This is a genomic window from Nocardia sp. NPDC004123 (assembly GCF_053603795.1).
This window is the reverse complement of record NZ_JBSGGG010000040.1, coordinates 48,497-65,140: the sequence shown is the minus strand read 5'-3', so window position 1 is coordinate 65,140 and position 16,644 is coordinate 48,497. Positions and strand designations below refer to the sequence as shown.

The following is a 16,644-nucleotide window of genomic DNA, read 5'->3' as shown; positions in this document are numbered from 1 at the left end:
CGGCCCACACGAGCCGTGCGGGTAGACCCCGGGACAGGAATCGGGTAATCGAGCGAGAGGCTCATGTCCCGGGGCGCACCCTCCTCGCCGCCGCCGGGTAATTCGGCAGCAAGGAGCTTTCCTCACACCGGCTGTGTCAGAAGACCTTCCGCATGATTTTCATCGCGAGATCGGTGTAGGGCGGATACATGAGCCGAAGATCCGGCTTGAATGTCTTCTTCAGCACCGCCTTCCGATGACTCAGTGCCTCGAAACCCCAGCGGCCGTGATACGCGCCCATGCCGCTCGCGCCGACACCGCCGAACGGCAGTTGCGGCACCAGATAGTGCATCGCGATGTGGTTGATTACGGCTCCGCCGGAAGGGATTTCATCGACCAGCCGCTGTTGGACCGCCGACGACCCGCTGAAGAAGTACGCGGCCAACGGTTTCGACCTGCTGTTCACGAAAGTGATGGCATCATCGAGGCTTTCGTAGGACAGCACCGGCAGGATCGGCCCGAAAATCTCCTCCACCATCAGCGGTTCGTCCGGATCCGGATCGACGACCACCGTCGGCTCGATCGACAAGGACGACCGAGTCGTCCCACCGCCCGTGACGACCTTGCCGCGCGTCTGCTCGAGATAACCCGCGAGCCGATCGAACTGTCGCTCATTGACGATGCGCCGACCGTCGGCATGCCCGTCTCGCTCGAATTCACCGACCAGCTCGACGACCTTGTCCACCAGCTTGTCTTGGATCCGGTGATCGGCGAGCACATAGTCCGGCGCGATGCAGGTCTGCCCCGAGTTCATGAACTTGACCCAGGCCAGCCTGCGGGCAACGACCTCGAGGTCGGCGTCCGCCGTGACGATGACCGGGCTCTTACCGCCGAGTTCCAGTGTGACCGGAGTCAGAGTGGGAGCCGCGGCGGCCATGATCTTCTTACCGACCTCGGTGCCACCGGTGAATACCGCGTGGTCGAAGCCCTGGGCCAGCAACGCCTGGGTCACGGCGGCATCACCTTCGACCACCGCGACAGCGGTGCTGTCGAAGTACTTCGGCACCAGCCGGGCCAGCAGGGTGGAGGTCGCGGGCGCGAGCTCCGAGGGCTTGATGACGGCGCAGTTTCCTGCGGCGAGTGCCGCGATCAACGGCCCCAACGTCAGCACGACGGGGTAATTCCATGGCCCGATGATCAGGACGACGCCCAGCGGCTCGTACTGGATCCACGCCGAGCCCGGATACTGGATGAGCGACAGCGGCTGGCGCTGCCGTTTCATCCAGCCGCGCAGGTGCTTGATCGCGAAGACGGCTTCGCCTCGGGTGGAGGCGATATCGCCGAACCACGCCTCCTGCTTGCTCCGCCCGAGGTCCTCGGCGAGTGCCGCCGCGACCTCGTCCTCGCATTCATCGAGCAGCTTGACCAGGCTCCGCAGCTGCTCGAGTCGCCACTCCACGCTCCGGGTCCGCCCCGAGGCGAACCCGCGCCGCATCCGCTCGATCACGACGGTGATCTGTTCGGTGCTCATCAGTTCGGTGCTCATCGCAGTGTCGCCGGAAGATGCTTGACGGCGTGCACGAAATTGCCGACCAGGTAGGACGGCTCGCCGACCCTCAGATCCGGTGCGCGATGGAGCAACTGGTCGAAGATCTCACGCAGCTGGATCTTGGCGACGAAGTTGCCCATGCAGTAGTGCGGGCCACCGCCGCCGAAGCCGACGTGCGGGTTCGGCGACCGGGTGATGTCGAAGACGTGCGGGTCGGTGAAGACGGTCTCGTCCCGGTTGCCGGAGGAGAAGATCGTGGCGACCCACTCCCCCTTCTTGATCTCCTGCCCGCCGAGCACGGTGTCCTGGGTCGCGGTCCGGCGGAAGGTCATCACCGGTGTCACCCAGCGCACCAATTCCTCGGTGGCCGAACCGATTCGCCCGTCGAAGTCCTCGAGCAACAACGCCTTCTGCTCAGGGAAATCCTGCAGCGTCTTGATACCGAGGGAAATCGTGTTCCGCGTGGTGTCGTTGCCCGCGACCGACAGCAGCACGAAGAACGAGGCGATCTCGTCATCGGTCAGCCGCTGACCGTCGACCTCCGCCTGCACGAGGTTCGTCATCAAGTCCGAGGCCGGGTTCTTACGCCGCTCCTGCGCGAATTCCATTCCCATCATGAGCAATCCGACGAGAGAATCGTTGAGCAGCTCGACCGGCGCCCGACCGCCGGCGACATCCTCATCCGCCCAGGCGACCATCGCGTCGGCCATGTGCGCGGCCTCGTCCCGCTGCGACACCGGCAGTCCGAGCATCTCGTAGATGGTCCACATGGGCAGCCGCTTGGACACCTGGTGCACGAAGTCGAACTCGCTGTCACCGACCTCGAGCAGCTCGTCGACGATGGTTCGCGCCTGGTTCTTGATCTGATCGTGGATCTTGGCCACCTGCTTCGGCGTGAACGCCGAGCTGATCAGCTTGCGCAGCGCGGGGTGCCGGGGCGCGTCCATCGCCAGGAACGACGAGGCGGCCTCGAGGATGTCGGCCGGGACTTCCTCGAGCTGGATGCCCAGGCCGGAGCAGAAGACCTCGGGCTGCTTGCTGACCTCGGTGATCAGCCGATGGCTGGTCACCGCCCACACGCCCTCGTTCTCCGGGGGCATCAGCGCGCCCTCGATCGGGGGGTGCCAGCTGATCGGCCTTTCGGCGCGCAGCACGCGGAAGGTTTCATCGCGCTCAGCGGCGGTCTTCGACCAGAACGACAGGGGTGAGATGCTCAGCGGGTCGTAGGCCCGCGCAGTGGACTCGATTGCCGTAGTCATATCAGCACTTCCTTGCAATGCGATTGAGCGTCACTAGTTCTGGACCACGGACGCAGGCTTGTACAGCTTCTCCAGCTCGCGCTTGACGAGCTTCCCGGTTGCGGTGCGCGGCAGTGAGTCGACGAAGTCCACGCTCTTGGGGGCTTTGTAGCGCGCCACCCGATCCCGCACGTAATCGATGATCTCGGTGGCCATCTCACCGGTCCGCGCGACACCCGGGTGCAGCTGGACCACGGCCTTGACCTGCTGGCCCATCTCGGCGTCGGGAACACCGATCACGGCCACGTCGAAGATCGCCGGGTGCAGAGTGAGGACGTTCTCCACTTCCTGCGGATAGATGTTCACACCGCCGGAGATGATGACGAACGACTTCCGGTCGGTCAGGAAGAGGAACCCGTCCTCATCGACATACCCGAGGTCCCCCACGGCCGTCCAGGTCGGATGCTCCGGATGCTGTGCGGCGGCGGTCTTCTCGGGATCATTGTGGTAGGTGAACGGCAGCGTCTCACGCTCGAAGTACACCGTGCCGACCTCACCGGCCGGCAGCTCCTTGCCCTCGTCGTCACAGATGTGCACCGGTCCGAGAACACTGCGCCCCACCGATCCCGGCTTCCCCTCCCAGTCAGGGGTCGTGATCACAGTCAGACCATTACCCTCGGTGGAGCCGTAGTACTCGACGAGAATCGGCCCCCACCAATCGATCATCGCGCGCTTGACGTCCGGCGGGCACGGCGCGGCGGCATGGATGGCGAGGCGCAGACTCGAAATGTCGTGACCGTCGCGAACTTCGGCGGGAAGCTGCAGCAGGCGCACGAACATGGTCGGAACCACCTGGGTGACCGTCACCCGGTACTGCTCGATCGCCCGGAGCATCTCCTCGGCTCCGAACTTCTCCATCATCACCACGGTCCCGCCGAAGGACTGGACCGCGCCGCACCAGCGCAACGGCGCCGCGTGGTAGACCGGCGCCGGCGACAGGTAGACGTCGGACTCGTTGACGCCGAACAGCCTGCCGACCGCCATGGTCAGCGGGTCACCCGGCTGGTCCACCGTGATCGGCAACAGCGGCGGCTTGATGCCCTTGGGGCGTCCGGTCGTACCGGACGAATACAGCATGTCGGAACCGCGCGGCTGCTCCACCAGGCGCTCGCCCGCCTCGGCGAGCTCAGCGACGTAGGACCGGTAGCCCTCGACCTCGCCGCCGAAGGCCAGCCAGTGCTCGACCCGCGGAGCCAGATCCCGCACCCCGGCGGCCAGTTCGGCGACGCCAGCGGACGCGACCACCACCTTGGCGTCGCAGTCGTCGATGATGTACGCCGCTTCCGCCGACGTCAGATGCCAGTTGATCGCGGTCACATACAGGCCGGAACGCAATGCCGCCCAATAGATCTCGAAACATTCGGGCGCGTTGTCGGACACCAGCGCGATGACATCGCCCCGGCGCAGTCCGAAGTCGTGCAGCACCCGGGCGAACCGTGCCGAATTCTCGTCCAGCTCGCGATAGGTGATCGTCCGGCCGGAACCGGCCATGATCACCGCGGGTTTGTCCGGGGTGGACAGGGCGTGGACGCCTGGAAACATTGTGCGGTACCTCTCCGCTCGATCTTTGCGCTCTGCCTGCTCAGACCAGAAGGTCCGCGCGACCGTCCTGCTTCAGGCTTTCGATGTAGACCGGGTAGAGCTTGCTGCCCAGCGGAGCCAGCTTGAGCATGCTCGCGACATTCCCCCCGATCTTGATCTTGCCCTTCGCCATCGCGAGCGGCAGATTGACCTTTCCTTGCCAGTAGGCGTTGCCCGTGTCGGCGGTCATCCGCATGGTCGCCGTCGTCTTACCGAAATGCTCCTGCCCCAGCTCGACCGCACCCGCGGGTGCGTCGATGACCAGGAAGGTTTCCGGATCCGAGAACTCGAAGCCCAGAACGACACCCGTCGCCGCCAGCTTCGGGCCGATCTCCGGATCGGCGAACGCCGATTCGAAGATGCCGCCGATGTACTTGCGCACCTCGCCCGCGTCCTTGAAGGCCATGTCGGTTCCTCTCCCACAGGGGCAGCACCCCCGTGTTCAGAATATATCTTTGATTAAATTTCGGTCCGAGACTTCACCGCAAACCGTCTGATCAGGGTCCGGGCGAACGTCCGTTGAGTGAGTCCTGTGGTGTGCCTCACAAGCGATGCGAGTATCGTAAGCATAAGTCGACTTATGCACAAGACCCGGGGGAAACTTCGAGCCAACATCGGCCGACGTCCACCTGACACCGAAGACGGAGATCAATGGCCATCAAGCAGGACTACTTCGACACCGCGCTCGAGCTGCTGTCAGAGCAGGGTTACAGCGCACTGAAGCAGGCGACGTTGTGCAAGCGCCTGCGGGTGACGACCGGATCCTTCTATCACTACTTCGAGAACTGGCACGATTTCACCTCGCAGTTGCTCGAGCACTGGCAAGCGGAGCGGACGACGCAGCTGGTCGAAGCGGCGCAGCAACACGGAGATCCACTCGCCCAGCTGGACGCCCTGCTGCGGTTCGCGATCGATCTTCCCCATCGCGCCGAGGCGGCGATCCGGGTCTGGAGCAAGGTCGACCCCGAGGTCCGTTCGATTCAGGACGCCGTCGACAACCAGCGTCTGGAAGTGGTTGCGCATGCTGCCCGAGCGATTCTCGACAACGAGGAGGAAGCCCTCCACCATGCCCGCTGGGGCCTATACCTCCTGGCCGGCTATCAGGAGCTGGACTCCGGCGAGAACCCGGAGGCACTCGAATGGGTCCTGCGCCGGCTATTGCGAGAGCTCGGGGAGTTGTCAGCCAAAAAGCGCCACGTAGCGCCAATCTAGAACCGGGCGTTCATGATCGACGGCAGGGCCTCCGGCGAATACCTCCGACCGGAGGTGGACCAGGCGACCTCCGGTATCGACCGGGACAACCTCTTCGACGGTGATCACGCTGCGTAGTGTGTCGCCTTCGTGAACCGGCCCGACGTGGTCGCAACCGTGCCAGCCGACGACCGTCGCCAGATTCGGGAATGCCCGGGATGCCTGGGACAACGCGATGCCGATGGTGTGGCCACCGTAGACCAATCGACGACCACCAGCAGCCTCTGCGTCGTGGTGCACCCTGGCGATATTGAGGCTGATCCGGGCCAGTTGCGGAGCCGCGTCGACCACGTCACCACCGACCACCTCCACCCGCTGGCCGACCTCGGGAATCAGGCCGGGCGCGCCGCTCCCCGACAGTGCCGCGACGTCCCAATCCCCCACCGCCGCACACCAATTCAGATCCGCGTCCGCACCGATGCCGTCCAGGTCGTCGGCGCGGCCGGTATCACGATCCGCGCGCAGCGACAGCATGGCGCAGCGCCAGAAGTCCAGGACGTCCCGGCCGTGCTGATCGACGGTGCGAATGCGCAAGGCAACCAGTCCGGTCGAAGCCCGATCGGGACGACGGCGGTTCTGCCGCAGCCCTTCGACCGTCGTCGTGGTGGTCAAGGTGTCGCCCAGATGGGGCGTACGCCGGAAAACCAGCCCGCGGTAGAACAGGTTGGCCTTGACGTGATGGGTGACCACCGTGGACTGGCCGATGGCGATGTCCCACACCAGCGCCGGGTGCGCCAGACCGGCCCGACCGGTAACGGCCGCGGACAGGCCGTGGTCGAGCGGAAGCCGGAGACGATCACCGACTATCGACTGGTGTACGGCCGCAAGGCCATCGGTCAGGGTGACCGACGGCGCGCCGTCGAATACCTGACCGGGCTCGAGTTCTTCGAAGTACGGTCCTTCGGCGTTCACAGTGAAGCTCCGCTCTTGAGCAGTGTCCGGCGCGCGGCCACCGCGATCGCCTCGTCGATCATCTGACCATCGAGCTCCACCGCGCCACGACCACTGTCATGAGCAGCGGCCAGCGCATCCACCACTGCGCGCGCGTACCGCACCTGTTCGCTGGACGGCTCGAACGCGAGGTTCATCGCCTCGACCTGCCGAGGGTGAATCGCCCACTTGGCATCGAACCCGATCCGTGCAGCATGGCCGACGGCGGCCTCGAACGCGTCATCGACTCCCACACCGAGATACGGACCATCCACCGCATCCAAGCGGTTGGTGCGCGCGGCGGCAATCAGCCGGTCCTGCACCGCGATCCAGAGCGCGGGATCCAGGCCCGCCGCTCTGCCCAGCGATGCCGCGAGGTCCGCGTACCCGGTGATCAAGGTCGAGAGCCGCGATGTCGCCGCGGCGATCTGCTCGATCCGGCTCAGTCCGTCGGCGGTTTCGATGAGCGCTTCCACCGCGATCCGTTCGGCCCGGCCGACATCGGCTTCGACGCCGTCGAGCAGACGATCGGCGAACTCGAGATCCCCCGCCGATTCGACCTTCGGCAGCACGATGGAGCTCGCCGGCACGCCCAGCCGGACCACCGCGTCGATATCCAGATGGCACCAGCGTGTTCGAGGCGCGTTCACCCGCACCGCGATCGACGGCAGCTCATCGGCGACCTCGCCCCAGGCAATGCCGCCCAGCAACGCCCGCGCGCGGTCCTTGCCCGCGGGCGGCACCGCATCCTCGAGATCGATGACCACCTGATCCGCTCCAGCGGTCAGCGCCTTGCGGATCTTGCGCTCGTCGCCACCCGGCACGCAGAGGACCGACCTCCGCCGTGGACGTCCCGTCATCAAGCAACCACCTTTCACGGTTTTTAATCTATGTTAAAGTATATCGATAGTTATCCGAGCCCAACGAGGAGTCAACGGTGAGCGAGCTGTCCGCCGAGGAACAGCAGGTAGTGGCGACGGTGCGCGAATGGGTCGACCGCGAGGTCCGGCCCGTCGCTCGCGACCTCGAGCACGCCAACGAGTACCCGGAAAAACTGATCGAGCAGATGAAACAGCTCGGTATCTATGGCCTGGCCATCCCGGAGCCCTACGGCGAAGCACCAGTCTCGATGCCGTGCTACGTGGGTGTGACCGAGGAGCTCGCCCGCGGCTGGATGAGCCTGGCCGGCGCGATGGGCGGCCACACGGTCGTCTCCAAGCTGATCCTCACCTTCGGCACCGAGGAACAGAAGCAGCGCTATCTGCCCAGGATGGCCACCGGCGAGATCCGGGCGACCATGGCCCTCACCGAGCCCGGCGGCGGCTCCGACCTGCAGGCCATGACCACCGTCGCCAAGCGAGACGCCGACGGCTACACCATCAACGGCGCGAAGACCTGGATCAGCAACGCCCGCAGATCGCAGTTGATCGCACTGCTGTGCAAGACGGATCCGGCCGCCGAACCCCGCCACCGCGGCATCAGCATCCTGCTCGTGGAACACGGCCCCGGCCTGACGGTTTCTCGCGATCTCCCCAAGCTCGGGTACAAGGGTGTCGAGAGTTGCGAACTGCTCTTCGATGGCTACCGCGCGCCCGCGGACGCGGTGCTCGGCGGGGCCGAGGGCAAGGGCTTCTCACAGATGATGAAGGGCTTGGAAACCGGTCGCATCCAGGTGGCCTCGCGCGCCCTGGGCGTCGCCCAGGCCGCTTTCGACGACGCCTTCGCCTACGCCCAGCAGCGTGAGAGCTTCGGTGTGCCGATCTGGCAGCACCAGGCCATCGGCACCTACCTGGCCGAGATGGCCACCAAGCTCACCGCCGCGCGGCAGCTGGTCCTGCACGCCGCACGCAAGTTCGACGCGGGCGAGCGCTGCGACATGGAAGCCGGCATGGCCAAGTACTACGCCTCCGAAGTCGCCATGGAGATCGCGCTCAACGCGGTGCGCATCCACGGCGGCTACGGTTATTCGACCGAGTACGACGTCGAACGGTATTTCCGCGACGCCCCCCTCATGATCGTGGGCGAGGGCACGAATGAGATCCAGCGCAATGTCATTACGTCGCAACTCATTGCCCGCGGCGGCCTCTCTCGCTGAGGCCGCCGCGTGAACCGGAACGGCCGGTGCTTGCGATCCTGATCGCAACCACCGGCCGTTCTCGTTGCGGTTCACCCGGGTCGACTACGCCGAAGTCTCGTGTGGCGCAACAGACTCGGGTAACTGATCAATGCCGAGCGCGGCTTCGATCTCTTCCAGAGCCTCGCCGGTATACACCGCCAGCCGCTGCACGTGCGGTACGGACCTGCGGCATGCGGTGAAACTGATGACGGCCTTGCCGGCGTAACTCGACATCGTCACATTCAGCGCTTGGCCGTGAAAGAGCACCGACGGACCGTAGATTTCTTCCACCCGGGCGCCGTTGAAGTACAGCGGCTCGACAGGTCCGGGCACATTCGAGATGACCAGGTTGGCGGGCGGGCGGCCGATCCCGCCGAGGCCGGCGATCAGCAGCGCCATCTGCGGCCCCATCAGCAGCAGCGTGAACGGTGTGACCGCGGACGGCGGCAGCGTCTGATGGAAACCCTTGGCGGCGATGGTGGATCGATGCACCGCCTGCAGGCGGACGACCGGATCGCTGATGTCGGTGCGCAACCGAGCGAAAATGAAGGCCAGTGCGTTCCCCGTTGTCGCCGCATTCAGCTCGCGCACGTTCACCGGAATCTGGCCGACGATCGGACCGTCTGGCACCGCATCCAATTCCCACAGGTATCGTTGCAACGCGCCGCCGAACGCCGTCAAGAAGACATCGTTCACGGTGACATTCGCGGTCTTCGCGACACGCTTGAAGCGCGCCAGATCGTAATGCTGCGTGGCGAATCTGCGCTGATCGCAGATTCGATGATTGAACAGTGCCGTTGCCGCTTGAAACGGTCGAGTCAGATCGCCGGTGCGATCCGCGCGGACGGCGAGCGCCATATCAACCAATGCCCGCCCCGCCACCGCAACGGAACCAATTGCGCGACAGAATCTTTCGAAAGCACCGAACCTGCCCCACGCCGAGACCGTGCTCGCAGCGGTTTGAGTGGCGATGGGCCGCCGTGAGGGACCATTACCTCGGATACCCGCACTCCACGGCGGCAACAAGTCATGAGCGTCAGGGTCGGTCGAGAAGATCCGGCCTATGAGCCGGGCGGTCGCGACACCGTCCAACTGCCCATGGTGGAACTTGAGGTAGATCGCGAAGCGGCCGTGTTCGAGCCCTTCGATGACATGGCATTCCCACAGCGGCCGACGGCGGTCCAACGGAAGCGAATGCAGATGGGAGACGAGTACTCCCAGTTCCCGTTGACCGCCCGGAGCGGGCAATGCGATGTGCCGCAGGTGGTAGTCCAGGTCGATATCCTGGTCAGGAACCGCTTCCCAGCACGGGATCGGCCTCCTGCGCAGCACGGTATTGAATGGTGGGGCGAAGGTCTCACTCGCGCGCCACTGCGCGACCAGGTCTCGCACATAGGTGGCCGGCGTCCCCGCCGGCGGCGAAAGGATGATCAGCGGACCGAAATGCGCAGGCGCATCACCCCTTTCCACGAAGAACCATGCGGCATCAAAAAGGTTCAGGAAGGTTTTCGTCATCTACCTGTTCTCACTCGACTGGAACGGATGGATGGCGTTCGTCATTGAATGCCCTTGCTGTGAAACCGTGGAACCGACCCCCGATCCCCAGCAGAATCTAATGTACTTTAAAATCTTGACTGCAATGCGGCGGTCGGGCGACATGTGGCGCTCTACACAGCAGACCTGCCGATCAGGAAGCACCCGCGTGCGGGTACGCACGAAAAAGGGGCGGCCCCAACGGGACCGCCCCTTTTCAACGCGGATCAATCGCAGCCGCGCTCAGCTCCGCGAACGGCGCGCCGGGGAAGATTTCGGAGACTCCGGAGCACCGCTGATCCGCGCGTCATAGCCACTTCGCGCGGACTTGTCAAAGGCCAGGAACGTGGTGTCCGCATCGAGCAGGTGGTTCATGAAGTCCCTGAGCTTGCGGCCGAAGACCGGCTGCAGGCGAGCGATCGGTCCGAGGATCCCCGGCAGGTAGACATCCGCCTTTCGCGCCGCGATCGCTCCGACGATGCCTTCGGCAACCTCCTCGGGCTCGAGGTTGCGAACGAACTTCGTCCCCCGGGTACCCGCGATCAGCTCCGTGTTGGTGAAAGACGGCAGCACACAGGTGAACGACACGCCGGACTTCGCGAATTCGACCCGCGCGGTCTCGGTCATCGAGATCACCGCCGCCTTGCTGGCGCCGTAACTCAGACCTCCCGGAATCGGAGCGGTGCCCGCCATAGACGACACATTGACGATATGGCCCGAGCCGCGAGAGATCATGCCCGGCAGCGCTGCCCGCATCCCGATCATGGGGCCAGCCACGTTGATGTCCAGCACTCGCTTGGACAGCGATGTCGACTCTTCGAGGAAGGGGCCGATCGGCATGATGCCGGCGTTGTTGATCAAGACATCGAGCGAGCCGAAGCGTTCCTCGGCTTTAGCGAGAAAGGCGACGAACGACTGCTCGTCGGTGATGTCGACCCGTATGGCTTCGACGTCCGACCCGATCTCGGCGGCGGCCTTCGCGACAGCGTCACCGTCGATGTCACCGATGACCACCTTGGCGCCACGACGGTGCAGCGCCTTCGCAGTCGCCAAGCCGATGCCGCGCGCCGCGCCCGTGATGGCGACGACGCGACCTTCGATTCGACGAGTCAGTTGCGATTCGTTCATTCCCTACCTACCTCATTGGAGGTCGTGATCGACCAGCTGTGACAGTCATTATATTGGAATATAAATTAAATTCTAGCCCCGATTGATCGGAACCGATCAGGCATACCGCCACAGGTCGCGGCAGGGCAACGGCCGCAGCCCTCGACGCACCCTTCGGTCCACCAGCACGCGATAGCCGCGCGCGATCACCGCCGCGGCAAAGTGGCTGGCCTCCGCGGCCGTGGCCGCATACTCGAGCCGCATCTCCCCCGATGCACAGTCGAATCGGACCTCGACCCGGAAGAGCTGCCGGCCCACGAGTGTCACCGTCGACACCCGGTTTCCGCTGCGCATCCCGCCGACCTCCAGCCCTGCCTGATATGCCCGCGCTCAGGCCGCGCGGCACCTGTCAAAGGTCATGAGCTGGGAACTGGAGCGGCGACACGGGCCGCGGCGAAGGCGAGGGCCTCCTCCCAGCTCGCCTTCTTCATGAGCAGGCCACGGTATTTCATAATGACGTTCTGACCGTTCAGGGTGAGCGCTCCTGCGAGCCTGTCACCTTCGCGGTACAGCGCGACCCAGCGCTCATCGGCGTCGGGGTCACCCGCCACGACCTTGATCTCGTCGGCGGTCGGCACGCCAACGAACTGGATCCGGCTGTCGTACCAGTCGGACCAGAAGTACGGCACGGTCTGATAGGGCTTGGCGGATTCGGGGGCCAAAGCATTGCGCGCTGCGAGGGCACCCTGCTCGGCGGCGCTCGTCCAGTGTTCGAGCCGCATCAGGCGATCGAAGAGCGGGTTGTGCCACCGCGCGATGTCGCCCGCGGCATACACCCCGTCGACACCGGTCCACAGCGTCTCGTCGCAGACCACGCCGTTGTCCAGGCGCAATCCGGAACCCTCCAGCCAGCCTGTCGCCGGAATAGCGCCGATGCCCACGACGACGAGATCCGCTTCGATCGCCGTGCCGTCACTGAGCCGCACGCGCTCGACGCGGCCCTCGCCTTCCAGACCCGTCACACCGATACCGCAGCGCAGCGGGGTGCCGTTCCGCTCGTGCAGGGCCGCACACGCCTCGCCCATGCGTTCGCCCACCGCCCGGACCAGCGGGGTCGGCAGCGCTTCGAGAATTGTGACGTCCAGACCGCGCTTGCGCGCACCGGCAGCCACCTCCGAACCGATGAATCCCGCACCGACGACGACCGTGCGCGCACCGGCATCAAGGGCCTGCCGGATCGCGATCGCGTCATCGAGGGTCCGCAGCGCATGGACGCCGCTCAAGCCCTCCGCGCCGGGCAGCATCCGCGCATCGGCACCGGTCGCGATCACGAGCGCATCGTAGGAGATGGCGCGATAGCCGATCAGGACCCGCTTACCTTCGGTATCCAAACCCGTTGCCGGCGTACCGAGTACGAGCTCGACGCCGAGTTCGCCGCGCAGGACAGCTTCGTCGCGGAAGATGGTCGACGCGGGCCCCTCACCATCGGGCAGTTGCTCCAAGTACGCCTTCGACAGCGGCGGACGGTCGTAAGGCAGATGCGCTTCGGCCCCGATGAGAGTGATGCCACCCTCGAAACCCGCTTTGCGGGCGGCTTCCACCGCCCGCAGCCCGGCGAGGGACGCTCCGACTACGACGAGGTTTTCCTGGGACACTCGGTCACCTTCCCGCTCGATACAACTTTAATCGAGATTAAATTAGATTATGAGTACCCGTCAACAGGTGGGTCACCGCCCGAGGCCCCGGGTCGGCGGCTGCCACCCGATTGCCCACGGTCGTATCCTTGATCCACGAACGAAGACCGTGTCAAGGACGATTCATGAGCACCGTCGACGATCCGGCGAGCACCCAGCGGCGCCCGGCACTCGGAATCGAAGCGGAACTGGACGCCGAAGGGTTCGAAGGCGCCGAGTTGATCGGTCGTGGCGGATTCGGCTCCGTGTATCGCTGTCTGGAGCGGGCACTGGACCGGCAGGTTGCCATCAAGGTGCTCCGAGTCGGCCCGCGCCCGGGCGATATCGACCGATTCCTGCGCGAACAGCGCACTCTCGGCAAGCTGTCCGGGCATCCCAATATCGTCACGGTCCTGCATGCCGACGTCACCGCGACCGGTCGGCCGTTTCTCGTGATGCCGTACCACTCACGCGGATCACTGGCCGAGATTCTCCGAACTCGCGGACCGCTCCCCCTCGCGGACGGACTCCGACTGGGCGTCAAGCTCTCGGGCGCACTGGAGACGGCACACCGCAATGGGATACTGCACCGCGACGTCAAGCCCGGAAACGTCCTCGTCACCGACTACGGGGAACCTCAGCTGTGCGACTTCGGCATCGCCCACGTCACCGGCGGATTCGAAACCGGCACCGGCGAAGTGACCGGCTCCCCGGCCTTCACCGCCCCGGAAGTGTTGTCGGGGCGAACATCGACGGCGCAATCCGACATCTACAGTCTGGGTGCCACCCTGTTCACCGCCCTCACCTGCCACGCGGCCTTCGAACGACTCGAGGGCGAAGACCTGGTGACGCAGTTCGTGCGGATCGGACGGGAAGGTCCGCCGAGGGCACCCGAGATTCCGGACGAGGCGGCCGCGCTCATCTCCACGGCGATGGCCCCGCGTCCCGAGGACAGGCCGAGCTCGGCGCGTGAGTTCGGTGAGTCCCTGCGAGAGCTTCAGCGCCGCTACGGATTACCGGTCGACGACATGGGCCTGCCCGAGAGCGGCAATGGCTCGGCGCTGCCGTCGATCGCCACCGCCACCCTGGATTCGGTGTCGCGCCGGTATCACCGCAGCATCTCGTTCCCGACGCCCGCGACCCGGTTCCGCCCACCACACCCCCCTGACATCCTGGTGCGCCGGCCACGCCTGGTCGAACTCGCCGAGCTGCACGCCCGTAAGCGGCTGACCCTCATCCACGCTGCGGCCGGCTTCGGAAAGAGTAGTGTCGCAACACAATTGGCGGAACAACTGCATCATGACGGAGTTCGGGTCGCGTGGTTGGCGGCCGACGTGGACGACGACAATCCCGTCATCTTCTGCGCACATCTGCTCGAGGCGCTGGGCCGGGCCGACCCAGGACTGGGGGCCGAACTGCGGCTTGTCCTCGAAGAAGCCGGTACGGGCGCGGAGCGGTTCGTGCTCGGCGCCCTGATCAATGAGATCCACGAGCGGAAGCGGCAGCTGGCCATCGTCGTCGAGGACTGGCATCTGGTGACCAGCGACACGACCCGCTCGGCATTGCGGTTCCTGCTCGACAAGGGCTGCCACCACCTGCAATGGATCATGACGAGCCGCACCAGGTCCGGACTTCCGCTCGGCACCCTGCGCGTGCGTGGTGAGCTGGTCGAAATCGACTCCGCCGCACTGCGTTTCAGGGACGAGGAGGCACACGCGCTCCTGCTGCACTACGACGACGTGGAGATCGGTTCCGAGGACGCGGCGCGCATCTCGGCCGCCACCGAAGGCTGGGTCGCCGGCCTACAGCTCGCCGGGCTGTCCCTGCGTCACGGCACCACTCCCGACACGCTGCTCACCGAACTCTCCGGCCGCCATCACGCCATCGGCGAGTTCCTCACCGAGAACGTTCTCGACGCGCTCGATCCGCGACTCGTGGAGTTCATGACGGCCACCTCGATCACCCGGCGCATATGCGCCGGTCTCGCGAATGCGCTGACCGGCGGCGACCGGGGCCAGGCGCTGCTCGAAGACGTCGAGGAACGCGACCTGTTCCTGCGGCGGCTGGACGAGGACGGCCGGTGGTTCAAGTACTACCGCCTGTACGCCGACTTTCTGCAGCGACGGCTGGAACGTGATCAGCCCCAGCGTATTCCGGTCCTGCACCGAGCGGCCGCCGGCTGGTTCGCCGAACATGAGATGGTCAGCGACGCCGTGACCCACGCCCTCGGCGCCGGAGATGATCAGTGGGCCGCCGAACTGGTCGAGAACGCCGGAATCGCACTGCTCGAGCAGGGGCAGATGGCACGTTTGCTCGCACTCGCCGACGAGGTCCCCACCGAAGCTGCCGCCACGCGCCCGCGCCTACAGCTCGTGATCGCCCTCGCCAACCTCACCCTGCGCAAAGCGGCGGCCGCGCGCGCTGCCCTGGATCGCCTCTACGCCATCGTGGATGCCCCGGGGTACGACCCGGCCGTGGCCACGAACCTGCGGGCGCACGGCGGGTTGATCGAAGCGATCGCGTCGGTGCTCGCCGATCACACCGAGGGGGTCGCCGAACTGATCGCTCCCGTCCTGACACATCCAGAAGCCTTCGAGCCATGGTATCCGGCCGGAGCCGCGGTCGCCGCGTCGTTCCTTGCGCTCACCCGCTCGGACTACGCGGCGGCCCGAGCCTGCCGAGAGCGCGCCTCCGGATACCTCGAGAACGCGAGCGGACCGTTCACCGAAACCTACGCATACTGTCTGAGCGGCATCGCGGCGCATGAACAGCTGGACCTCGACGCCGCCGACTACTACCTGCGCAAGGCATGCCAGGTCGCGATGCGCGGACGTTCGACCCCGGGCATGGCAGCGCGGCTGGCCGGAGCGCTGCTCGGCAACCTGCTGTACGAGCGCGATGAACTCGACGAGGCCGAAAGGCTCCTCGATGAGGCCTTCGAACCCGAGCCGACGGCAGGGGCGGTCGACTTCATGATCGCCATCCACGTCACCGGAGCGAAAGTCAAAGCGGCGCGGCACAACCGGGCCGCGGCCGAAGCGCGACTCGATACCGGGTCGCGGCTGGCCGACGAACAATCGTTCCCGCGGCTGGCGGCCGCCATCGCGAGTGAGCGAATCCGCTTGGGGCTGCAGGACACCGCCGCTACGACTGTCTCGGCACCGGTGGACGGGGAAAAGTCCGGAACAGCCGAGCTCACCCGTGACATCGTCCGCGCCAATACAATCCGGCGGGCCCTCATCGCGCCCGATACCGAAGCGCCGCCTGTCACCGAGGCCAGATCCCTGGTCGAATCGCTGGCCGAACGCGGCCGGCAGCACGCGCTGATCACCGCGGAAGTCCTGCTCGCCAAATGCCTATGGGCGGCCGGGCAGCACGACTCGGCCCAACAATTGCTGTCCCGCACCGCAACTCGTTGCACCGAGCTCGGAATCACGCGGTTGATTCGAGACGAGGACGTGTCGCCGATACTCTCGGCAATCCAGTCCGCGCCGCATTGATCCCCTGACGAACTCGCACGATGGGCGGTGGTCAGCCCGCCAAGCCGATAGTGGCGACAAAGTCGGGCCCATGGGCACTCGACCAGGTCTGCACCTCGCGTTCGAGGCCCGCAGAGCATGAGCGGCC

13 protein-coding genes are annotated in these 16,644 nt (G+C 65.6%); 3 read left to right on the top strand and 10 right to left on the bottom strand.

All coding sequences use genetic code 11. The annotated features are described in order from the left end of the window. Positions 1-136 precede the first annotated feature (136 nt). The 4 genes from ACWEQQ_RS41365 to ACWEQQ_RS41350 are packed head-to-tail and all read right to left on the bottom strand — an operon-like array spanning position 137 to position 4,813. Positions 137-1,510 (bottom strand): aldehyde dehydrogenase family protein, encoded by a 1,374-nt coding sequence (locus ACWEQQ_RS41365; RefSeq protein ID WP_452352059.1) that lies wholly within the window; start codon positions 1,508-1,510, stop codon positions 137-139. Positions 1,511-1,521: 11 nt separating this feature from the next. After that, complete coding sequence (locus tag ACWEQQ_RS41360) at positions 1,522-2,787, bottom strand: cytochrome P450 (protein ID WP_452345127.1); 1,266 nt, start codon at positions 2,785-2,787, stop codon at positions 1,522-1,524. A 33-nt stretch (positions 2,788-2,820) separates the two neighbouring features. After that, the gene (locus ACWEQQ_RS41355; protein ID WP_452345128.1) at positions 2,821-4,368 is read right to left on the bottom strand and encodes an acyl-CoA synthetase; all 1,548 of its coding nucleotides are present in this window, start codon (positions 4,366-4,368) and stop codon (positions 2,821-2,823) included. 40 nt (positions 4,369-4,408) lie between these two features. After that, positions 4,409-4,813, bottom strand: a complete 405-nt coding sequence (locus tag ACWEQQ_RS41350; RefSeq protein WP_040863112.1) for an SCP2 sterol-binding domain-containing protein — start codon at positions 4,811-4,813, stop codon at positions 4,409-4,411. 245 nt (positions 4,814-5,058) lie between these two features. Here ACWEQQ_RS41350 and ACWEQQ_RS41345 point away from each other — a divergent pair, with 245 nt between their 5' ends. After that, positions 5,059-5,619, top strand: a complete 561-nt coding sequence (locus ACWEQQ_RS41345; protein ID WP_452352058.1) for a TetR/AcrR family transcriptional regulator — start codon at positions 5,059-5,061, stop codon at positions 5,617-5,619. Here ACWEQQ_RS41345 and ACWEQQ_RS41340 read toward each other — a convergent pair. Both ACWEQQ_RS41340 and ACWEQQ_RS41335 read right to left on the bottom strand, forming a co-directional pair. Further along, positions 5,587-6,570, bottom strand: coding sequence for a MaoC family dehydratase (locus ACWEQQ_RS41340; RefSeq protein ID WP_452352057.1), 984 nt, complete (start codon positions 6,568-6,570; stop codon positions 5,587-5,589). The genes ACWEQQ_RS41345 and ACWEQQ_RS41340 overlap by 33 nt on opposite strands. After that, on the bottom strand, positions 6,567-7,448 hold the full coding sequence (locus tag ACWEQQ_RS41335; protein WP_452352056.1) for an HpcH/HpaI aldolase/citrate lyase family protein: 882 nt from the start codon (positions 7,446-7,448) through the stop codon (positions 6,567-6,569). Before ACWEQQ_RS41335 ends, ACWEQQ_RS41340 begins: the two co-directional genes overlap by 4 nt. 77 nt (positions 7,449-7,525) lie before the next feature. Here ACWEQQ_RS41335 and ACWEQQ_RS41330 point away from each other — a divergent pair, with 77 nt between their 5' ends. Beyond that, complete coding sequence (locus ACWEQQ_RS41330; RefSeq protein WP_452352055.1) at positions 7,526-8,683, top strand: acyl-CoA dehydrogenase family protein; 1,158 nt, start codon at positions 7,526-7,528, stop codon at positions 8,681-8,683. 84 nt (positions 8,684-8,767) lie between these two features. Here the strand turns inward: ACWEQQ_RS41330 and ACWEQQ_RS41325 are convergent, their stop codons facing one another. The 4 genes from ACWEQQ_RS41325 to ACWEQQ_RS41310 all read right to left on the bottom strand — a co-directional run bounded on the left by ACWEQQ_RS41325 (position 8,768) and on the right by ACWEQQ_RS41310 (position 12,999). Further along, positions 8,768-10,219 (bottom strand): WS/DGAT/MGAT family O-acyltransferase, encoded by a 1,452-nt coding sequence (locus ACWEQQ_RS41325; protein WP_452352054.1) that lies wholly within the window; start codon positions 10,217-10,219, stop codon positions 8,768-8,770. A gap of 261 nt (positions 10,220-10,480) precedes the next feature. Continuing rightward, a complete protein-coding gene (locus ACWEQQ_RS41320) occupies positions 10,481-11,365 on the bottom strand; it encodes an SDR family oxidoreductase (protein WP_452352053.1) in 885 nt (294 codons plus the stop codon). A gap of 96 nt (positions 11,366-11,461) precedes the next feature. Next, on the bottom strand, positions 11,462-11,698 hold the full coding sequence (locus ACWEQQ_RS41315) for a hypothetical protein (RefSeq protein WP_452352052.1): 237 nt from the start codon (positions 11,696-11,698) through the stop codon (positions 11,462-11,464). Positions 11,699-11,760: 62 nt separating this feature from the next. Further along, positions 11,761-12,999: an NAD(P)/FAD-dependent oxidoreductase gene (locus tag ACWEQQ_RS41310; RefSeq protein WP_452352051.1), complete on the bottom strand. Its 1,239-nt coding sequence runs from the start codon at positions 12,997-12,999 to the stop codon at positions 11,761-11,763. Between the two features lie 164 nt (positions 13,000-13,163). Between ACWEQQ_RS41310 and ACWEQQ_RS41305 the strand changes: the two genes are divergently transcribed. Continuing rightward, positions 13,164-16,517 (top strand): protein kinase domain-containing protein, encoded by a 3,354-nt coding sequence (locus tag ACWEQQ_RS41305; protein ID WP_452352050.1) that lies wholly within the window; start codon positions 13,164-13,166, stop codon positions 16,515-16,517. The last annotated feature ends 127 nt before the right edge of the window (positions 16,518-16,644 follow it).

Excerpts from the sequence above, each read along its gene's own strand:
- ACWEQQ_RS41365 (WP_452352059.1), bottom strand. The coding sequence starts at position 1,510 with ATGAGCACCGAACAGATCACCGTCGTGATCGAGCGGATGCGGCGCGGG.
- ACWEQQ_RS41360 (WP_452345127.1), bottom strand. The coding sequence starts at position 2,787 with ATGACTACGGCAATCGAGTCCACTGCGCGGGCCTACGACCCGCTGAGC.
- ACWEQQ_RS41355 (WP_452345128.1), bottom strand. The coding sequence starts at position 4,368 with ATGTTTCCAGGCGTCCACGCCCTGTCCACCCCGGACAAACCCGCGGTG.
- ACWEQQ_RS41350 (WP_040863112.1), bottom strand. The coding sequence starts at position 4,813 with ATGGCCTTCAAGGACGCGGGCGAGGTGCGCAAGTACATCGGCGGCATC.
- ACWEQQ_RS41345 (WP_452352058.1), top strand. The coding sequence starts at position 5,059 with ATGGCCATCAAGCAGGACTACTTCGACACCGCGCTCGAGCTGCTGTCA.
- ACWEQQ_RS41335 (WP_452352056.1), bottom strand. The coding sequence starts at position 7,448 with ATGACGGGACGTCCACGGCGGAGGTCGGTCCTCTGCGTGCCGGGTGGC.
- ACWEQQ_RS41325 (WP_452352054.1), bottom strand. The coding sequence starts at position 10,219 with ATGACGAAAACCTTCCTGAACCTTTTTGATGCCGCATGGTTCTTCGTG.
- ACWEQQ_RS41320 (WP_452352053.1), bottom strand. The coding sequence starts at position 11,365 with ATGAACGAATCGCAACTGACTCGTCGAATCGAAGGTCGCGTCGTCGCC.
- ACWEQQ_RS41315 (WP_452352052.1), bottom strand. The coding sequence starts at position 11,698 with ATGCGCAGCGGAAACCGGGTGTCGACGGTGACACTCGTGGGCCGGCAG.
- ACWEQQ_RS41305 (WP_452352050.1), top strand. The coding sequence starts at position 13,164 with ATGAGCACCGTCGACGATCCGGCGAGCACCCAGCGGCGCCCGGCACTC.